15 protein-coding genes are annotated in these 20,965 nt (G+C 35.2%); 9 read left to right on the plus strand and 6 right to left on the minus strand.

Annotated features, from left to right (window positions below; translation table 11 throughout):
* Positions 1-347: 347 nt before the first annotated feature.
* On the minus strand, positions 348-1,892 hold the full coding sequence (rny, locus tag UABHE_RS14125; protein WP_372370981.1) for a ribonuclease Y: 1,545 nt from the start codon (positions 1,890-1,892) through the stop codon (positions 348-350).
* Positions 1,893-2,097: 205 nt separating this feature from the next.
* Here rny and UABHE_RS14130 point away from each other — a divergent pair, with 205 nt between their 5' ends.
* Both UABHE_RS14130 and UABHE_RS14135 read left to right on the plus strand, forming a co-directional pair.
* Positions 2,098-3,087, plus strand: coding sequence for a serine/threonine protein kinase (locus UABHE_RS14130; RefSeq protein WP_372370982.1), 990 nt, complete (start codon positions 2,098-2,100; stop codon positions 3,085-3,087).
* Between the two features lie 9 nt (positions 3,088-3,096).
* Positions 3,097-4,359 carry a protein kinase gene (locus tag UABHE_RS14135; protein ID WP_372370983.1) on the plus strand — a complete coding sequence of 421 codons (1,263 nt, stop codon included), beginning with the start codon at positions 3,097-3,099 and terminating at the stop codon, positions 4,357-4,359.
* Positions 4,360-4,392: 33 nt separating this feature from the next.
* On the opposite strand, the gene UABHE_RS14140 is transcribed toward UABHE_RS14135, so the two are convergent.
* Positions 4,393-5,499 carry a hypothetical protein gene (locus UABHE_RS14140; RefSeq protein ID WP_372370984.1) on the minus strand — a complete coding sequence of 369 codons (1,107 nt, stop codon included), beginning with the start codon at positions 5,497-5,499 and terminating at the stop codon, positions 4,393-4,395.
* 148 nt (positions 5,500-5,647) lie between these two features.
* On the opposite strand from UABHE_RS14140, the gene UABHE_RS14145 reads away from it, so the two are divergent.
* Together UABHE_RS14145 and UABHE_RS14150 are read left to right on the plus strand one after the other, a co-directional pair.
* Complete coding sequence (locus UABHE_RS14145; protein ID WP_372370985.1) at positions 5,648-6,184, plus strand: hypothetical protein; 537 nt, start codon at positions 5,648-5,650, stop codon at positions 6,182-6,184.
* A gap of 8 nt (positions 6,185-6,192) precedes the next feature.
* Positions 6,193-7,857, plus strand: coding sequence for a hypothetical protein (locus UABHE_RS14150; protein WP_372370986.1), 1,665 nt, complete (start codon positions 6,193-6,195; stop codon positions 7,855-7,857).
* Between the two features lie 81 nt (positions 7,858-7,938).
* Here UABHE_RS14150 and UABHE_RS14155 read toward each other — a convergent pair whose 3' ends face one another.
* From UABHE_RS14155 to UABHE_RS14170, 4 genes are all read right to left on the minus strand, one after another.
* Entirely contained in the window at positions 7,939-8,700 is a 762-nt protein-coding gene (locus tag UABHE_RS14155) for a Stp1/IreP family PP2C-type Ser/Thr phosphatase (RefSeq protein ID WP_372370987.1), read from the minus strand.
* A 53-nt stretch (positions 8,701-8,753) separates the two neighbouring features.
* Entirely contained in the window at positions 8,754-9,659 is a 906-nt protein-coding gene (locus UABHE_RS14160; protein ID WP_372370988.1) for a TRAP transporter TatT component family protein, read from the minus strand.
* A gap of 294 nt (positions 9,660-9,953) precedes the next feature.
* Entirely contained in the window at positions 9,954-10,982 is a 1,029-nt protein-coding gene (locus tag UABHE_RS14165; RefSeq protein ID WP_372370989.1) for a hypothetical protein, read from the minus strand.
* Between the two features lie 175 nt (positions 10,983-11,157).
* Positions 11,158-13,359, minus strand: a complete 2,202-nt coding sequence (locus tag UABHE_RS14170) for a hypothetical protein (RefSeq protein ID WP_372370990.1) — start codon at positions 13,357-13,359, stop codon at positions 11,158-11,160.
* 735 nt (positions 13,360-14,094) lie between these two features.
* Between UABHE_RS14170 and UABHE_RS14175 the strand changes: the two genes are divergently transcribed.
* The 5 genes from UABHE_RS14175 (at position 14,095) to UABHE_RS14195 (ending at position 20,965) form a co-directional block, all read left to right on the plus strand.
* Positions 14,095-14,673, plus strand: coding sequence for an AAA family ATPase (locus tag UABHE_RS14175; RefSeq protein ID WP_372370991.1), 579 nt, complete (start codon positions 14,095-14,097; stop codon positions 14,671-14,673).
* Between the two features lie 154 nt (positions 14,674-14,827).
* Positions 14,828-16,987, plus strand: a complete 2,160-nt coding sequence (locus UABHE_RS14180) for a hypothetical protein (protein WP_372370992.1) — start codon at positions 14,828-14,830, stop codon at positions 16,985-16,987.
* Between the two features lie 9 nt (positions 16,988-16,996).
* The gene (locus UABHE_RS14185) at positions 16,997-18,082 is read left to right on the plus strand and encodes a HEAT repeat domain-containing protein (protein WP_372370993.1); all 1,086 of its coding nucleotides are present in this window, start codon (positions 16,997-16,999) and stop codon (positions 18,080-18,082) included.
* Entirely contained in the window at positions 18,064-18,957 is an 894-nt protein-coding gene (locus UABHE_RS14190; protein ID WP_372370994.1) for a glycosyltransferase family 2 protein, read from the plus strand. The genes UABHE_RS14185 and UABHE_RS14190 overlap by 19 nt, the downstream gene beginning before the upstream one ends.
* 124 nt (positions 18,958-19,081) lie before the next feature.
* On the plus strand, positions 19,082-20,965 hold the full coding sequence (locus UABHE_RS14195) for a DUF350 domain-containing protein (RefSeq protein ID WP_372370995.1): 1,884 nt from the start codon (positions 19,082-19,084) through the stop codon (positions 20,963-20,965).

Raw genomic sequence — 20,965 nt, forward strand, 5'->3', positions numbered from 1 at the left:
AGAAAATCAAAGGCCTCCCACCGTCGTGGAAGGGCCTTTGATTCTCAATTTAATTAAGATTATCAATTAGGGCGTGTCATCATTCAATACAGATAAAAATATAACGGATTCATTTAATGATACGCCAGTAGTATTGAGCCCGAGTCCGTTTGCGAGCCCGCGCCCGAAAACTTTTTGAGAGCGACAGAAAGTGATTTATTGGTTCAATACTAGTTTTTTGCGATGGAAAAAGAAACTTTGCTTCTTTGATAAATTGTTAGTGAAAGTTTCGGAAACGAGCTCGCAAACGGGCTCGGGCTCGAAAAAACACACAATATTTTGAATGATGACACGCCCTAAAGCATCGTTTATTTACTGTACTCAATAATCCGCGTTTCACGTGTCAAGGATACTTTGATCTCTCCTGAATACACAAGCTCACCACTTATACGGTTAGCTATTTCGCGTGCGAGAATGTAGGCTCTTTCCTCAGACACACTATTCGCCGTAACAACGCAACGAAGTTCGCGTCCTGAGTCAACAGCGTAGGCTTGATTCACATCTTCAAATGATAACGCCACTTTTTCTAAATTATCCAACCTTTTAAGATGTTTCTCTAAAGAATCTTTACGACTCTCTGGTCGCGAAAAAATAATGCTATGCGCTATTTGTAAAATAACTGCGTATAATGTTTGTGGCTCTTTGTCATGTGATAAGATACTTGTGACAACAATTTCTGATTCTAAATATTTTTTTGCTGTATCCGCGCCTACAACACACGAACTTCCTTCAAAGTTGTCTTCAACCACCGAACCAATATCATGAAGAAGAGCACAACGTTTAGCAATATCAATATTTAAATTAAGTTCACCAGCAATAAGAGAGGTTAAATGCACAACTTCAAGAGTATGCTGTAATAAACTTTGCCCCATCGTTAAGTGAAATTTCATTTTTCCAATAAGTTCTATTAGATGACTATTTATATTAACGACATTTACATCGCAACACACTTGTTTACCTGTCTTCATAATAAATTTATTGATTTCTAAGCGCGTTTGTTCAACAACTTCTTCAATTCGAGAAGGATGGATTCTTCCATCTAGTATCAATTTTTCCATGGTAATTTTAGCCACCTCGCGACGCAAAGGGTTAAAAGCCGAAAGTATAACAGCATTCGGTGTATCATCAACAATGACATCAACTCCCGTTGATTTCTCGAAAGTCCGAATATTGCGACCTTCGCGACCAATAATACGACCTTTCATTTCTTCATTGGGCAATTCAATTGTTGTAATCACATTTTCTGCGGTATATTCTACAGCGCAGCGTTGCATCGCTAATAATAAAATATCTCTAGCTTGACGATCTATCTCTGTTTTATAACTATCAATATGTTTTTGCACTGCGTCGGAAATTTCACTCTCGAGTTCTTTTTCTAATTTTACAGTTAGTCGATTTCGAGCCTCTTCTTCTGAGATTGAAGATACTTCTTGTAACATTTTTTTCTCTTGAGTAATAAGGATATCTAAATGATCAATTCTTTTCTCTAAGCTAAGTTTTTCCTCGATAAGTTGCTTTTCTTGAGAAATAAGCAGTCCCTCTTTCTCATTCAAAAAATGTAGACGCTTCTCTAAGTCTTTCTTTTTTTCCCTTACGTTTGTATCTGTTTGCCCCAATTCATCTTTAATCGCTAGAACTTCTCTTTCATATAAATCTTTTTTATAACTAAATTCATCTTGTATTTGTTTTTCTGCTTTTTTGAGTAAATACTCTGCTTGTTTTTGTGCTTGTTCTATAATTTTTTGCGAATGAACTTTACCTGTGCTTTCTGAAAACCTAAAATAAATTTCATGGAGCACAAAACCTAAAATAACTCCTGCTAAAGATATCGCAATGTTAATTAAAATATCCATTTGCTTACCGTTTCTAATTTCACTTACAACGAGGAAACCTTTCATTGGTCATTTAGTTTTATGCAAATAAGCCAATAAGCTCTTGATTTATCATCTAGAATTATTTATTTTTAATGAATGAAGTTTTCCACTAGGTGTGTCTACACTATAAAGAAGATAGATGTAAACGCCTCCTAAATCCCAAACATTTTAATAAGGCCAAAATATGGAAATACCTCGTAAATTTGGAAAGTATAACATTTTATCAGTAATCGGCCAAGGTTCCATGGGGACTGTTTGTAAAGCAGAACAAGATGTCATTAGACGTATTGTTGCCATTAAAGTACTTCCTTTAGAATTAGCAAAAGAAGATAAACGCAAAGAGCTACGTTTTGAATATGAGGCTAAGTCGGCAGCAAGATTATTTCATCCTCACATTATTACAATTTTTGAAATAGGCAAATTATCTGTTCCTCCTGATGACATACATTACTTTGTAATGCAATATTTCAAAGGAGAGTCGCTAGCAAACTTAATTGAAGGTAAAAAACTACCATTAATGACAGCTCTTTCTATTTTTGAGCAAATGGCAAGTGCTTTAGATCATGCTCATACAAAAGAAGTCGTCCATCGAGACATAAAACCTTCTAATATTATAGTAAGTTCTGATTGGAAAGCCAAATTATTAGATTTCGGTATTGCGAAAATTATCAAAGAGTCTCCACAACTTACAAAACCAGGGTATGTTATAGGTAGTGCACCTTACATGTCTCCTGAACAAGCGCGTGGCGAAACAGTAGATGGTCGCAGTGATATTTTTTCTCTTGGAGTCGTTGTTTATGAAGCATTTACAGGGCAACGTGCTTTTTTTGCCAAGAACAAAAGAGACATGATACTCAATCGTCAAAAAATGGACAAACTCCCAAAGAAAAAACTTCCAACGCGAATGCGCCTTATTAACCCTGAAATTCCCACATATTTAGAAGAAATTGTTCATAAGTGTATGGAAGGAAACCAAGATAACCGTTATCAAACGGCAGGGGAACTATTACAAGATATCACTAAATGCAAATTACTAATACTCTCTGAAAGAAAATTCTATAACTTAGTGCCCAAATATTATTACTTACCTAAGAAACAAAGTTATTTAACTTTGCTATCTATTTCAGCTATCGCAGGCGTACTCATTTTCATTGCAGGTATGATTTCTTTCTAGGAACAAATTATGGCTATATTACGAATAGAAAAAGGTCCAGGCGCAGGCAACACCTTTTTTCTCAAAGAAAAAGAATTTATTGGTCGCGATGCAGCGCAAGCATCAATTCATCTTCCTGATAGTAAAGTATCCGGATGCCATGCTCTCGTTTCTAAGCGAAATGACAGCTACTATCTAGAAGACCAAAATAGCAAAAACCACACGTTTATAAATGGCCGACCTGTTGAAAGTAAAATTCGTCTAGAATCAGGCGACTACATAAATATAGGTTCGACGTGGCTATGTTTCGAAGAAGAAGAGGAAGTAGAAAGAATTGCAAAAGAATTAAAAACCTATGAAGTTATTCAGCAATTAAAAAAAATTGGTGGTATCGGGCATCATTACAAAGTGCGTCAAATAAAACTAGACCGTGTTGTTGCTTTACAACTTTTACCTCCTAATATTATAAAAGCGCACCCCGACCTAAAGAAAAAATTCCGTTTACAAGCAAAGTCTCTTGCAAAACTAAATCATGAAAATGTTGCAATTATACTAGACTTTGAAGCAAAAGAGTCACACTTATATTACACGACAGAATACGTTGAAGGCGAAGCTATTACTGGCCTTGTTGAAAAAGATCAACCAGTAGACCTTAATCAAGCCTTAGAAATTGGGATGGGAGTAGCCTACGGTCTAGCTCATGCACATAGCCAAGGAGTAATACACCAAGATATCAATCCTAACAACATCGTTCTTAGCGGAGAACGTGTAATTTTAACAGGTTTTGGGCTCGGAGCGATATTTTCAGATATCCAAGAAAGATTCTCATCCCTGGTTGGTAATATTGAATACTTTTCTCCAGAAAAACTTTCAGGTAGAGAAGTCGATTATAGAAGTGATATATATTCGTTTGGTATTCTTCTGTATAAACTACTTACAGGCCATGCTCCATTTATTGGCGAAACAATCGACGAGATCATAGAATCACAATTGCACGATATACCTGCTCTTACAAATTTCAACACCAATATTCCTGCTGAAGTAGAAAAATTGGTCTACCAATGTTTAGAAAGAAGCAAAGAAGCTCGTCCTCAAGATGTTGGGGCCGTGGCAAATACTTTAGAAAATATACTGTACAAACAACGAGCTGTTTCTTTAGCTAAGTACGAAGATATCTACACATCTTTTTGGAAATACGGCATCACAAAAATATTTTACCATCCAGTTTTTACAATTGCAGTAGGACCTTTAATTGCAGGCTTGATATTATTATTAATTCATTTATCAAAATAAGATTTAAATCCCTATTTTACAGGGATTTAAACCTTAGTTGCTTATGTAATTTTGTGCTTCTTCGTTATTTGGATCTAAGGCGAGAATTGATTCATAGCATCTTTTAGCTTCATCAAAGTTGCGTTTTTTGATAAGTGTTTTTGCAAATAAGGATAGTTTTTCTATGGCATCATTTATTTTACCAATAGAGATCGCTAATTCGGCATATTCACTAACAGAATCTTTGTCTAAAGGATTTTGTTCTATCTTCATTGCCAGTTGCGACATTCTTCTTTTTGCATTAGGAGGGGGACTGGCAATAGCACCATCTTCAAAGTCATCAAACAACGATAAAGCAGAATCTATTTGTTGGTCTGTTTCTGATTTTGGCGCTGGATCTTCGCCAAAAACGGCGGACAACGCAGAGTCTATTTCACCACCACCTGTGTCTGGAGAATCTTCGCCGAAAACATTTGCTAAAGCGGAATCTATTTCATTGTTTAGTTGCGGAGCTTCTTCAGGAAAAACAGATGATAAGGCTGTATCTATTTGACTTCCCAAAGGAGAATCTTCTCGTTGCATTGTGCCTTGTAAAGGAGATGTTTCTCGGTGTTGTGTTTTAATAATTTCCGACATAATTTCATTATCGGCTTTATCAAATATAGTTTCCCATACATCGGTATTACCAAGTTGTTGTGCTGATTTACTCTCTTCACTCTTAGTTGCGAAATCATTTATGTGCTTTTCTATATTACTTAGCAAGCCTACAAAGAAAAACAAATCGCAAGATTTTGCACTTTCTAATTCTTGTAACATTTCTAATCTAGGAGGAGAAGTAATAGCCATAGTTAAAGCACCACCTGCTTCAACAATAGGAAAACACAAATAACGTTTCATTAACCCATTAGGAATACTATTTACTAAATCTTTAGAGATATTCATATTCTCAAGTTGCAAAAACGGTAGATTAAGAGTTTTACAGGTAATCTCAGCAAGCTGTTCTTCCGTAATCAACCCATTTGACATCAAGGTTTTTTCAATAGGAACATTTCTCTGTGTACTTTGTATAGATAATTTTTTTAATTTAGAAGTATCAATGATATTTTTTTCGATCAAAAGCTCTTCTAAATTTTTCTTTGTTAATTTTTCTAAATATTTCATATTGTATACAACCATATCAGCAAGACAACACAGTACATGTAAAGGATTGATAGTAACCGTTTTTTAATATTTTGTCAAATCAAAAAAATAGGGCACATCAACACACCCTACTTATAATTTTGCAAAATATTTTTAAGAAAGTATGAAAATGAATCAATTAGATATTTTAAAAGAAATTAAAAGTGACCCTACAAATTGGTCTTTGTGGCATAAGTATGGCATATTTGCGGCAGAAAATAAAGATTGGAAAACGTGTATTAGTGCATACCTTGCAGCGTTAAGACTTAATCCACAACAAAGTATCCAAGATGAATGCATGAATGCTTATCAAAACTATACCACCACTTTAACAACAAACTTTAGCTTTCGTTTTTTAAAGTTACCTAAAAAAACACTTATTGTTGATATGTATGGTCTTATGAATATGGACATGACCGATTTTGAAAACCAAGTAAAATCACTAATTGCAAAAAATAACGAGGTCATTTTTCTTCACTTTGCGTTTGTTAAAAACTTAACAGGATTAGGTCCTTCAACAATAAAAAAAATAATAAAGTGGAGTAAGGAAAAAAATATTTTTGTTGCTGCAATAGCGGTTCACGATCAACTTCGGATAACTTTCAATTTAAAAAAAATAGAAGTAGATGAATATCAAAATCTACTTCAAGCTTTTCAAAACAAATAGGATACGACATGAATTCGTTGCACTTACTTTTCACAACACGTTACCAAGAAATAAAAAGACAGCTAAAAATAGCGACAGAATCTCGCTTTAGAACTTACACTGTTGCTATTTGCGCTTTACTATTTTGGTCAGGCCTCTTTGCTTTTTTCCTACGTGGTTTTTCTTTTTTTACTTCTTACATACCACAAAGCTTTTCCAATATTATTATTGACTATATGTTTTCGATTTTCTATTTTGCGCTTTTTACCATGCTAATGTTTTCATCTTTGCTCATTGCTATATCACTGTTTTTTAAAAACAACGAAACAAAATTCCTAATGACAAAGCCTATTCCTCATCAAGACATTTTTCTATACAAACTTTCAGAAACATTTGTATTTGCTTCATGGGCTGTCTTTTTTCTTGGAGTTCCCGTTGCGTGGGCATATGGCATTCAACAAGGAGTAAATTTATGGTTCTATCCTTTAGTAATTGTTAGTTTTATTCCTTATATCATCATACCCTGTACACTAGGTGCACTTCTTTCATTTATCATAATTCTTTACATTGCAAAGTTTAAAAAAGCATTGGGAATTATATTTGCTCTAGTCTTATCTGTAGGTATAGCATACCTCATTTACTCTATAGCTGCAGAAAAAGAAAATGCTCCTTCATATTCCGCGGTATGGTTATTTAATGTGTTAGCTTATTTTCAATTTACAAAATGGCCTTTTTCACCGTCATTGTGGATGTCACAATGTATGCAATCTGTGGCTTTACTAGAGTGGGGGGAATTTTTCTTTCACTTTATGTTACTACTATCAACATCGTTAGCCTTAGTATTATTTAGTTATTATTTTGCCGCATCGAATTACTTTATTGCATGGTCAAGAGTGTATAGCGACCTGAGCTCTAAAAAGCTATGGAAGTTATCTTTAATCCGCAAAATGCTCACACCACTTATTTTTGTAAGTCGTAGAGCAAAATTATTCTTAGAAAAAGATCTAAAAATCTTTATACGTGATCCAGTACAATGGTCGCAATTTGCCATTTTATTAGGGTTACTTTTATTATATATTTTGAATCTAAGAACTCTCAAATACGACCAAAAGTCTACTTTTTGGCGCGAAATTATCGCGAATTTAAATCTAATGGCAATTTCACTGACGGCATGTACTTTTGCAAGTAGATTTATCTTTCCAATGTTATCTTTAGAAGGTAAAAGATTTTGGACTCTTGGAGTCATGCCAATAAAAAGGTCATCTATTATTATGGCAAAATTTATATTTGCGATGGTAATATTAACCTTAATGACTCAGATATTAGTTTTGTTGTCCGCCATTATGCTAAAATTTCCATGGTCATTAATGGTATACCACAGTATTATAGCACTGCTTCTAACTAGTGGAATTGCTGGTTTGGCAGTGGGATTAGGTGCTATTTATCCTAATTTTAGAGAGGACAGTCCATCAAAGATAGTCTCTGGATTTGGTGGAACACTTAATTTGGTGGTGAGTTTGGTGTATGTATTTGTTGTTATATTTACACAAATTATTCCAAGCCACATACTTCTAACATCTACTTTATCTAAATCATTTTATATTTTGACATTTGCAGCTATTTCTATTAGTGCCACTATCACATTACTACCTTTGTGGATTGGAATTAATAAGTTTAACAAAATTGAAATCTAAGACTCATTCGCAACTGCATTAATTGCAGTTGCGGATTTGTTTAGGTCTATTGACATTGTAAAAAAGATAAATATCGACACTCTATTCACATTGCACTTTAACTAAAGCCACAGTGATATTATCCGATCCTCCAGCGTCATTCGCTGCGTCAATAAGATTAGCAACTGTTTCTTCTAAATCAGCGGAATTTAAAACAATTTGTAAAACAGGATCATTCTCAACTAAATCACTCAAACCATCAGTACACAATAAGAAAATATCGTTGTTCTGCAACTTGTGTACCTTAGTATCTACCGTTACATTTTGTCCCATTCCAAGAGCACGTGTAATAATATTTTTGTTTTGCAAAAACATTAAATCTTTTTCGTGAATAATATTATGGCGTAGTAATTCACCAACCAAGGAATGGTCCTCTGTAATTTGTTCTATTTCTTCATCTCTAATTCGGTAAATACGGCTATCTCCCACACACGCAGTAATTGAGTGTCCACAAGGAGTGATTTGTAAACCAACAACAGTTGTGCCCATACTCTCAAGAGAAAAAACTCCTTGGTTCTTTTCGAATATTTTAAAATTTGCACACTCTATGCTTTCTGCGAGAAATTGTTCCTGAGATTTTATTTGGTCATCATCATCGTTTACTTTTTCGGCATATAAACTATCATACCTCTCGTTTAGAGTCTCTGTCACAATACGGCTAGCAACGTCACCATCGACGTGCCCTCCCATCCCATCAGCGACAATCGCAAGCGAAAATTTTTCCAGTATAATAAAATTATCTTCATTACGAAAACGTTGTCGTCCAACATTTGTGTTGGCGGCAATTTCACATTTTACATCCATAATGGCATACATCCTAGCATATATCTCTATCCTCTTTAAACCCGAGAAATCTTTTATTCATCGTAATCATCTTCATCGTTGTCGTCTTCATCGTAATCTTCTTCGTCGTCTTCTTCGTCTTCTTCGTCGTAAAACTCCTCTATGTTATCAAGAAGATTTTTCGCTGTATTATAAGAAACCGAATTCACAAGTGCAAAGGTCTGTTTTAAATTTTTGCTTTTTCGATTTTCCCAAGTATCAACGACTTCGTTCAATAAACCCTCAAACAAAGACTCATCAGTAGAAAATCTTGCCAATGTTTTTGCATATTCTACATGTATTAATAGTAATTTTCGCTGTGATATTTCCAGCGCTGTCTTGAAATAACTTTCAACAATATCGTTTTTAGATTTTAATTTTCCTAAAAACATAAATGGTAAACCATCTTGGTATTTCTTATCCCAGGAAATTACTTTTTTCATAGATGCTTCTACTTGTGTTAATTCATCTAGTAAAGTAATATTATCTGCATTAACAGATATAAAACTTCCCCAACTTGTTGCAAGCCAAAAAAGAGCTTCTATCATTTGCGGATTCAATTTATCTAGTGCAGCAATAAAGTTTTGTTCTTCTTGCAATATATTAGGTTCTAAGCCACATGCTTTTGTTGCATATTCTTTTGCTTGTTTGTAGTGCATACTCGCCCATACGCTATTATCATTTTGAACAAAAAGAGCACCATACATAGAGTGTAACTGGGCACCTTGTACTAATAAAAACTTATCACTTGGATTCTTGAGTATAAATGAATCTAACATCAATAACATAGAAGGCGTAGCTTTTTCAACTAAAAAGAAATTCTCTGTTTTTTGAATTTGTTTTTGAGATTCCTTCATGTTTTCTATAAATTGCTCTTTAGCAATTGAATCGAAACTACATCCAAAAATCATAAAGCAAAACATTATTACAACCAACTTCATGTTTCAAATATCTTCCTTTGGGCTAGGTTGCAAACTTGGGAATAGGGCACTAGCAAAAATTCGCCCTACGTACAATAAAACATTAGCTTCAAATTAAACAACCTGACAAAAGTAGTCGATTAAGCAACTACTTCTGTCAGACCATCTTGTATATTTAGTGCTTAAATAATTTAGCTATATGGTAAAACAATATACCAAATTTTATGAAAAAATTTTATTCATCAGTTCTTTATTAAAAAAAGTGGCGCGTAAAGCGACCACTTTTTTTATAATAATACATTTACTGATAGAATCTTACCACTCTTCATCGTCGCCAGATTCTTCACCAGAATCATCCCAGCCTTCATCATCACCAGCTCCATCGCCAGCGTCATCCCAGCCTTCGTCATCACCAGATTCTTCGCGATCTTCTTCACCAGCTTCTTCACCCCACTCATCAGTGGTTTCTTCCATAGATTCACCAGCTTCTTCTACTTCTTCGCCAGCTTCTTCACCCCACTCATCAGTGGTTTCTTCCATAGATTCACCAGCTTCTTCTACTTCTTCGCCAGCTTCTTCACCCCACTCATCAGTGGTTTCTTCCATAGATTCACCAGCTTCTTCTACTTCTTCGCCAGCTTCTTCACCCCACTCATCAGTGGTTTCTTCCATAGATTCACCAGCTTCTTCTACTTCTTCACTAGCTTCTTCACCCCACTCATCAGTGGTTTCTTCCATAGATTCACCAGCTTCTTCTACTTCTTCGCCAGCTTCTTCACCCCACTCATCAGTGGTTTCTTCCATAGATTCACCAGCTTCTTCTACTTCTTCACTAGCTTCTTCGCCCCACTCGTCAGTGGTTTCTTCTACTTCTTCCATTGTCTCGTCAGTTTCTTCCATTGTTGCCTCAGCCTCTTCCATTGCGGAACCGGCCTCGTCCATTGCATCTTCAACAATAGCACCACTTTCACCCATCGAATCTTTCATCATTTCGTCTGAGTTATGATTAGCTTTGTATTCTGTAACAGACTTAGTAGGAGCAGTGTAATTTCCTGCGCTGTCACCAACCCAGGCAGCTGCAACATCCGACCAATCGGCTTTTGCCCAATCAGCAGCAGCAATTTGGTTCACTCCAGCAAAACCAGTGTTGTAAGGAGCAGCACTTCTGGTTGCTGTTGAACGAGTTGTTGATGAATCAGTAGTGGTACTATGATCATTGCTTGTGTCACTGTCGTGATTTACGGTAGATTGTTGTGTACTGCTCTTACTATTGTTCGTCTTTTGCGAACTAGAGCATGCAATCATCGCCGAAGCAACGATGAAACATAAAAATATTCTCAGCATCTTTCAAATTTCCTTCCACAAAAACAAGAGTTTTACACACATACAATTACACTTTATGTAGTTGTGTTTATGCATCCCTATCTTGATTGAGTATAAAATTCTCATCTCGGTGCAATAACACCGAAATGAGAAAACCATTTACAATTTCGTAAAAGGCGCAAACAATAGCAAAAGCTTACTTGTAAACACTTGTACCTTCTTCGTCAATGATCTCTTTATCAAACTGATCATATCTTAGACGAGCGGTATTTTTTGCAGAGCCTTCCTTGATAGCACGACATACGATTTTAATTGTTAGTTTATCACCAGGTTGTAAAATAGGCATTGGCGCAAACTTAACCTTACGAGTTGCTTCATCGTATTCGAACTCTCCAGGACCTTCAGCTTTTACAAATTCCATTTCTTCAGGAATATCATCTATAAGGCTTACATTCGTACAAGCACTAGTACCTTCGTTTCTTGCCGTAATAACATAAATTGTTTGTTGCCCAACTTCTACTGGGTCATCGGTATCGTAAGTAGATAAGTGCATCGCAGATACACCTTCGATTCTTAGACCAGCTTCATCTTGAACTTCGCGGCCTTCGCTTGTTACCTTCACAACGTTAATACAGCGCGCCACTTTTTCAATACCGCGAGCAACAAGCTTGATTTCAATAGATTCACCAGCGTCAAGTTTAGGGAATTGCCATCTTACAGTCGCAAGTTGTCCACCTCTACCAGGACGGAAAGAACCTTGAGGTTCAGAAGATATGTATTCTAATTGTGAAGGAAGAGAATCAACAACATCAACTCCTCGCGCTTCACCACTACCCTCATTTTTAACAGTGATTTTAAAAGTAACTTGCTTGTTCAAGAATATAAAACGACTACTAGCGCGTTTCTTAACAGTGATTTGTGGATTGACAACGCGAGTAACAAAACGCGCTTCGTGAAGAACCTTGCCACCGCTAACAGCCTGGGCAATATTAGTGAATTCACCTTCTTTTTGTGTCAATAACACATAATCAAAAGATCTTTCTTCACCTCTTTGCAGAGTTCCGACATTCCACTTCAATGAAAATTTACCAGTATCGCGACCACGATATTTAAATCCCGCAGGAACGTTATCGCGCACAACTACATTGCGTGCAGGTGCACTACCACGATTTTTAATAGTAATTCTGTACGCTGGAGATTCACCCAATCTTGCAAGTGCTTGTCCAGTTTTCACAATGTACAATTCAGGCGCACCAATTAGGGTTTCAGCTTGTGCTTCTGGGCCTTCACCGCGGTCAGTAATTACCTGAACTTTGTTAATTTGCTTACCTGTTTTTGTTGCTTTAACAACTAGGTTAATCTGCTTTGTTTCATTAGAAGCTAGTGTTCCCAAATTCCATCTAATCTTATTACCACGTACAGCAGATGGGTCAGGCTGAGAACTTTCAAAAGCTAGTCCACTTGGAAGAGAATCAACAACTTTTACTTCACGCGCTTCACCTTCTCCAGAGTTTGTCACCATAATACTGTAGCTAACATTCTCTTTTAGAATACCATCCGCCGGACCTGTTTTTACGATGGTCATTTGTGGTGATATCCATCTTTTGGTTACTTTTCGTACAGCTAAAAGCTTACCATCAGGATCGCGAAGTTCAATTTCAATATCATTTTGCCCCGGATCGGGGTTGATTTGCGTTAATGTAACCTTCGCTTCACCTTCTTCGTTGGTCTGAACTTCAACCTCTTTGTTCTCTTCACTATCATTCAGATATGCAGGAACACCACCTTCTACAAGTTTCCAACGAACACGGTAACCAGGAAGCGGAGTACGAGAAGAAGCCTTGATTAATTTGAAAGTAAAGGTGTGAGGGTCGCCTACGCGGTTAATAGCATTGATTGGCCACTGAATATCAGCGTCAATCCAGTATTTTACTGCGTAAACTTTGTGTTGACTTGCATCTTTAATACCAGGGCAAAACGCGATAACGTGAGTTTCTCCTTCAATAGGAGATGTAATCGTACACCATGTTTGTCCAACGGTTAAGTTTAAGTCATCGTTAGGGTTGTCATTTCCAAAGTCCAATGTTCTTGGTCCATCATTGGTATAACTAACAGTGTAGTGGTTAGAAAGTTTGTTAACTTTTTCTCCACCAACAATTGCACCCTTATCGTCATGTTCTACAATATCACCAACGCAAATGTTACCACGTGATAAAATCCACTCAACTCTTTGTCCTCCAAGAGGGTTACCGTTTTCATCATATACAGTAACAACAAAGGTGTGTTGTGTTTTTACAGGGTTAACAGCAGCGACAGGATCGATGGTTAATCTAGCAGGTTGTTGTGCAAATAACGCTACAGAAAGAACCACGAGAAGCGCACTTACTATTCGCTTCATTAAAATATCCTCCAAGTCTTAAATGCATATAATATTCAATTTTTTACATAGGGTATATCGATATTTAGATTTTATTATAATGTAAGATATTTTAGGGAATAGCGCTCTGCAATTGAAAAGTAACAAAGCTAGTCTCTAAAATAACAACACTATAAGGAAGATAAATGTCAACATGCCCTAATTCTTATTGTAAAAGTTTTCGCAATTTCAATACGTAGAAATACAAATACAAAGTGCCAACGCAACCCAACTTGTTAAGAGGTAAATAGGTGGGAGAACACCTCTTACAACGTTAGTGCATCGCGATTACACATCACTTATAATAAGAATTTGCAAGCGTTGCGAGTATAGCAAAAAGCGTAATCCTTTGCAAGTGATTCCATAATAATTATTTTTCCAAGTATAGAGTATTGTCAATTTAAATTTTATTTCGCAAACTCCACCCTCCGCATTCAAGTTTTTATATAATGTAGAAAATATTCCATTGAGGATAGGACCCGTAAACATTTTCAACTATTTGCTTAAAACAAGAAAATACTTGAGACAAATACAATAGCGCGTTATGATTTGTATAAAATATATCAAGTAAGTTGTAGAAACTTTGCGACTTAGTTCAAAACGCGACAAAAATCCAAATAAATTTTAAAATTACTAAAAAGGACAAGACTGCTAGTAAAGTCTGTTTATAAAATTATGAAGTAATAACAGACTCGAAGTGTTCGTCTTGAGTAAAACATGAACAATAAAAAAATTCTCGCTATAGTTGGTATGGCTGGTTCAGGCAAGTCAACAGCTGTAGATTTACTCGTACAAAAATATAATATGCCTTACATATATTTCGGAGATATCACTCTACAAGAAATGAAAAAAAGAGGTTTAGAATCTGGGCAAGAAAACGAGAAAAAAACTAGAATCGAACTTAGGCAAAACCACGGCATGAGTGCTTACGCAAAACTATCTCTACCAAAAATAAATGAATATTTAACTACAAATGACTACGTCTTACTCGATGGTTTATACAGCTGGAGTGAATACACTTTACTGCGACAACAATTAGAAACACCTATTATTCTAGTTGCTGTTATCGCCAAAAGAAAAATCCGTTATGATCGTTTACAAAACAGAGAAGTGCGTCCTCTAACTGCTGAAGAATCGGAAAAGAGAGATTTTGCAGAAATAGAACAAATCGAAAAAGGTGGCCCCATAGCGCTATGTGACTATTACATAACAAACGATACTTCGTTAGAAGATTTAAAAGCACAAATAGAACAAATCACAAGTGAACTAGCTATCGGATCAAAAAAACCCATTTGACTATAGTGATTATTTACCGCATAACAAATTTAAAACAACACTTGTAAGTAGGGCATGTCAACGCCTCAATGAAAGACACATCATTTTGTTTACAGTGCTCTCTATTTTATAGAGCAAAGGCCAGGGCACATCTAAACACGTTAAGGAAATCTCCATGATAAAACAAATAGTATTCATCTTAGCAACATTAGTTGCTTTTAATACTGCTTCCGCTCAAGAAACAGATACTTTATTTGTGATGCCCTTGAGTCTGGATAAAAGTATTAAAGATCCTTATTATCATAGTATTACTAAAAACTTGAACAAAAATTTATTGCAGGCCATAGGTCAAACAAATATTTATAGAATCAAACGATCAAAGCAAATAACCAAAGAACTAGCTTCTAAAAAATTATCACTAAAAAAACTTACGAATCTTCAATATCGTACAAAGCACGCAGCATCTATTTCATCTTTATTCAGTTTTATTGTTCAAGGAGAAGTTATTTTTCCCAAGCAAAACGAGCTGTCTGTTAGCGTACGTTTAATTCAAACTAGCAACAATGCGATTGTTAAGTCAACAGCTCTTCGCGAGCGTATAGACACCATGGAAAAGCTCTCAGCAAAAATTATTGAAACAATTTTTCCAACGCAAGACGAAGTACTACAAAGTATTCGCAAAAAATACAAAAGAGCTTTTAAGAAAAAAAACTATCCACACGCTAAATTGTTGTGCGATTGGGCACTTAGAATAAGACCTCTTTACGCTGATTTTTTATATTTTAAAGCGCAAGTACTGGAAAAACAAAAAAATTATATCAATGCTCAAAAGCTCTACAAAGAAGCAAAGCGTATGCGTTACAAAAATCCACAAAATATAGATAAAGCTCTACAGAGAATTCGACCTTATGCGCAAAAATCTAAAAAAGGTTACCAACAAGAGCTACAAAGTCTTTTCAAAGAATTCGAAAAATTTGAAAAGAAAAACGTCAGTAAAGAGATCGTCGCAGCAGCAACTCAAATCCAGCTGAAACTAAAAAAAATAACGCACCTACAAAAAGTAATAGATGTTGCAACCTCCTTACAGAAAGATACCAAGAATTTCATATTGTGGATGAACCAACTTCACGGTAGTACCTTTTCTGATAAAAAACGCACAATGATAAACAACATGCGCCAAAAAATCGAGGATTTTAAACAACGCCAAAAAACAGCAACAGAGCAATTACAAAAGTATCCAGCGCATAGCAAAATGTTTTTAGATAAATGTACAAAACTACAAAGAAAAAAAGACTATGATAAGGCTTTATACCAAGCAAAATTAGCTATTTTAGTAAACCCTAAAGATGCAGAAGGTTATTATCATAAAGGTATTTGTCTTGGTAAAAAATACAAACACCAACAAGCAATTTTTTCTTTTTCTCAAGCGATAGCTATTGATTCAAATCATTGGCAATCAATATACAACAGAGCAATGACCTACCTTGCTCTCGAAAACACGAATAAAACAATTTCAGATCTAAAATCAGTTTTAAAAATACACAAACACGCCCCCACTTATTATGAACTAGGGAAAATATATCTCGCTCAAAACAAAGACAAAAAAGCGCAACTGTTATTTACAAATGCAATCAACCGCGATCCTACTTTAGCGGCCGCTTATTACGAACGAGGAAAAATCAGCGACAAGCAAAATCAATTTGTGCAGGCCAGTCAAGATTACAAAAAAGCAATGGCGTTAGATAAGGCCTTAGCTACCAAAGTAAGTGCTCTATACGACAAAAGTAAATCTTATATATCCCAGCAAGCTTATATTTACTTAGAAATGGGACAGGATTATCAACAATATGGTGAGCTAGAAGCTGCTTCAAATTTTTATAAAAAAGCTATATCTCTAAATCCACAATTATACCAAGCCTTTTTTCATCAAGCACAAATTTTACATATACAAAAAAAATATAAGATTGCGGTAAAAAACTATAGTAAAGCACTACGCATTAATCCAGAAAAACCAGAAATACACAAGTATCGTTGTATTAGTTTTATTAAGCTAGGCAACTTTGAGAAAGCTCTTCAAGATGTAGAGGATGCACTAAAACACGACCCTAATATATCGGGTATCTATTTACTAAAAGGTCAAATTTACGAAGGGCTACATCAAAAATCTAATAACCCTTCCTATCTTCGTCTTGCTTTACAAAGTTACGATCTAGCAGTAAAATTATTACCAAGTAAATCTCATTATTACATGGAACGCTCACGTATTTACAAACAACTAGGACGTAACGAAGAAGCATTGCAAGACCAAATATATGCTAGAAATTTAAAAAAATAAAGGAATGGAATGAACTTTTCACAACTTCAGCTTCACGCGCATAGTTTGTTAGAAGAAAACTACCAACACCAAGAATGGCTTATTCGATTTACTGCGTGCGAAGCTTTAGCTCATATTCGCGACGACCGGGGAATTGACACACTGATAGAAGGTTTACAACACGCAAGCGCTCTTATTCGTGAGCGCGCGGTTGTTGCGGTTACTGCACTACAAAAACCTGAGCTGTATGAATTTATAGAAAAATATAGTGCCTCAGACAACGACGCTAGTGTATGCGGATATGCAATTATTGCAGCAGCAAAACTTAAGCCACAACAATGCTTTTTTCAAATACAAAAAGGTCTAAGTAACAAAAACGACCTTGTAAAACAAAGGGCTATTGAGTCGATGCATATTTGTTCTACACAACCTGCAATAAAAGAGTTAAAAAAAATCGCCCTAGGAGAATACGACAATCAATTACCGTACTTACTGCGTTTAAATGCGGCTTATTATCTTGCTTTAGAAGAGAAAAGTGGTCGCGAAGCACTATACACATTACTGAATTCTCCTGATGAATGGGTTCAATTTATTACTGCTAAAAAATTAGCAATGCTAAACGATTCTACTGCGATACCGTACTTAAAAAATATGATTACTGACGGTGATTGGGAAAACAAACTAAGTGCAATTGAAAGCCTTCTTTTGCTAGAAGAAAATGTTATTGAAGATTCGCTTTTTTTGAAACCAACGCAAGCACCTGATATTTTTACTAAAATCACCGCGGCAATTGTTCTATACAAACAATTTCCCGATGCCGCTGCAACCACAGTAAAAACGTCTTTGGAATCAAAAGAAGAAGAGCTACAGTTACACGTAATCCATCAAATTACCCGTAGTGGTCATCACCCTCTTCTCGTTCATGCTAAACCTATTTTACAATCTGGAAGAGAAAATGTACGCGCAGCTATAACAATAGCAATTGAAAAATCAGAAGACGCTGAGTTAGTAGTACTTCTCGAACCGATTATTGCTCGCTCTCACTGGATATTACGTTTACAAGCCGCAAAAACCATCCTAAAAATAGCCCAACTACAATGTCAAAAATCAAAATAGATGCGATAATTATTCTTGTCAACTGGAACGGTTGGCAAGACACACTTGAATGTGTCAAGTCTTGTCAAAATCTTGTTCATCATTCATACCAAATTATTATTGTCGATAACGATTCTCAAGATCAACCACAAAAAACTCTACAACAATTACAGCGTTTCGATAATGTTACACTTCTACAAAGTAATGCAAATTTAGGCTTTGCTGGGGGCAATAATTTTGGTATTCGCCATGCACAGCAAAAATATAATTGCGATTACTTTTGGTTATTAAATAACGATACCGTTGTTGAACAAACAACATTAAGTGAGCTCATAAAAACTGCTCGTTGCGATTCTAACATTGGTATCGTTGGTTCTAAAATATTCTACTACAACAGTAGCAAATTATGGTTCGCAGGAGGAGAATTTCAAAAACACAGTGGTTATATAAAGCATTTGGGAATGTTAGAAGAAGATAATGTGCAATTTTCTCAACAGAAATCAGTAGATTTTATCTCTGGTTGTAGCTTACTTATTACTAAATCTGCAATACAAACAGTTGGCCTTATACCCGAGGATTATTTTTTATATTTTGAAGATACTGACTGGAATTTTGCTGTAAAAGAAGCGAGTTTTAAAATTTTATACGCACCTCACTCTCGTGTTTGGCATAAGATATCTCAAAGCGTAGGTCAACAATCAACAACATATTATTATTACATGTTTAGAAACTCCCTTATTTTTAGTAAAAAGTATTTTCCACATTTACAACAACGCATTTTTCTTTTTAGATGTTTAGAAATTATACAGTTACTTCTCAAAGGAAATTTTACAGCGGTACGCGCGTCTACAAAGGGCATTTGGCATTTTTTGAAAAAAAAGAATGGAAAATTATGATACTGCGCTTTTTACGCGTTATAATATAAAATGCCCTACCAACATACTCTATAAATAGAGTACAACAAAATACTAGGGTAGAGAGATATTATATAATTTTAAATTTAATGAGGATAAAATACGAATGGCAAAAAAAAAGACAGACCAAATTGAATCAGAAGAAAACAAAGACACGATAGAAACAAAAACTAAGGCGAAAAAATCTTCCTCAAAGAAAACTACCAAAAAAAAATCTACCAAAACTAAGTCTAAAGACAACAGTGACGAGGAAAAACAAGAGAAAAAAACCACTCAAAAAAAATCATCGACTAAAGCTAAAGCAAAAACCACAAAAGATAACGACGAAGAAAAGCCTAAAAAGAAAACTACTGCTAAAAAATCATCGACTAAAGCTAAGGCAAAAACTACAAAAGATAACAACGAAGAAAAACCTAAAAAGAAAACTACTGCTAAGAAATCGTCGACTAAAGCTAAGGCAAAAACTACAAAAGATAATGACGAAGAAAAACCAAAAAAGAAAGCTACTGCTAAAAAATCGTCTACTAAAACTAAAGCAAAAACTACAAAAGATAACGACGAAGAAAAACCAAAAAAGAAAACTACCGCTAAAAAATCATCTGCTAAAGCTAAGGCAAAAACTACAAAAGATAACGACGAAAAAAAACCTAAAAAGAAAGCTACTAAAAAATCAACAAAAAAACAAACCGCGCCAAAAAAAGTAGCAAAGGCTGATATTGTAGAAAATACGTCATTCGCACTTGTAAAACACAGTGACATAAACAAAAAACACTTGAGTACACCACTGATCTTTATATTTGTTATCATAGTATTAGCTATACCATTGTCTATATTTATGGCAGAAACAAACACAATTGAAATTCCAACAATTAGCGTATCGACAAAAGCGATGCAAATACTCACTATTTTTCCTATTCTAATCTTTGTAGTACTCACGCTTGTTTTTGCCAAATTTATTTACCAAAAGAGTTACTCTTTCTCTCTTAAAGAACAACTGACAGAAGAAGACAATCCTGCCGTAGGAATTAGTTTAGCAGGATATTTAATAGGTGTATCGTTGGCAATTATTGGCTCTGTCTCGCATATTGCCAATGACAATTTAATTGTTAGTCTTCCCAGTATAATGAATAATCTTATCCCTGGTATTGCCATTAGCCTTATTCTTCTCTACGTTTCACAAAAAGTACTTGATAAACTTATTTTATACAGATTTTCAATAGAAAAAGAACTAGCAACTGATAGAAACTTAGGAACAGCTGCTATTTGTTGCGGAGGTTTTATCGCCACCGGCTTAATTTTAATGAATAGCTTCAGCTCCAAAATAGAACAAGGTGTTATTGAATATGCACTTGCTATTGTATCTGCATTTGTAGTCGGTCAATTAATTTTTGTAATAAGCGGTTGGATTTTTACAAAAACTTCTCGTTTCAATTTCCATTATGAAGTAGAGACCAGAGATAATGTATCAGCAGGTATCCTTTTTGGAGGCTTTCTCGTAGGTGTGGGATTAGTGATCGCAGCTTCTGTTTCCAACATTGAATGGGAAAATCCGCCCTTATTTGTTGCAGAACACAAAATGAACAATAGCTTTTCGCAAAATGACATTAATGGCAAAATGATCAAACTATTTCAAGATAATGGTTGCCCCTTAAGCCCTAAAGCTAACGTTCTATCAGAACAACCTAATGAATGGATTATAAAAAACCCTGGATACTACATTCAATACATTATTGTAAGTAAAGGTACCTCAATAGAGGTTTACAACAATAACCTGTTTTTAATCACCTTACACAAAGCAATTACAGCTTTAATTGCCGGTATTTTAGCGATACTTTTATTATTATTTATGGGTTTATGGGCATCAAGACTATTATTTTTCCGTATATCAATCACCCAAGAAATAGAACAAAAAAATCCAGCTGTAGCCTTGATAATTATATGCATCTACATCGCGACAGGTCTCGTGATACAAACACTTCTCAACATTTGA

The sequence above is a fragment of the Candidatus Uabimicrobium helgolandensis genome (genome assembly GCF_041508025.1).
GTDB lineage: Bacteria > Planctomycetota > Uabimicrobiia > Uabimicrobiales > Uabimicrobiaceae > Uabimicrobium > Uabimicrobium helgolandensis.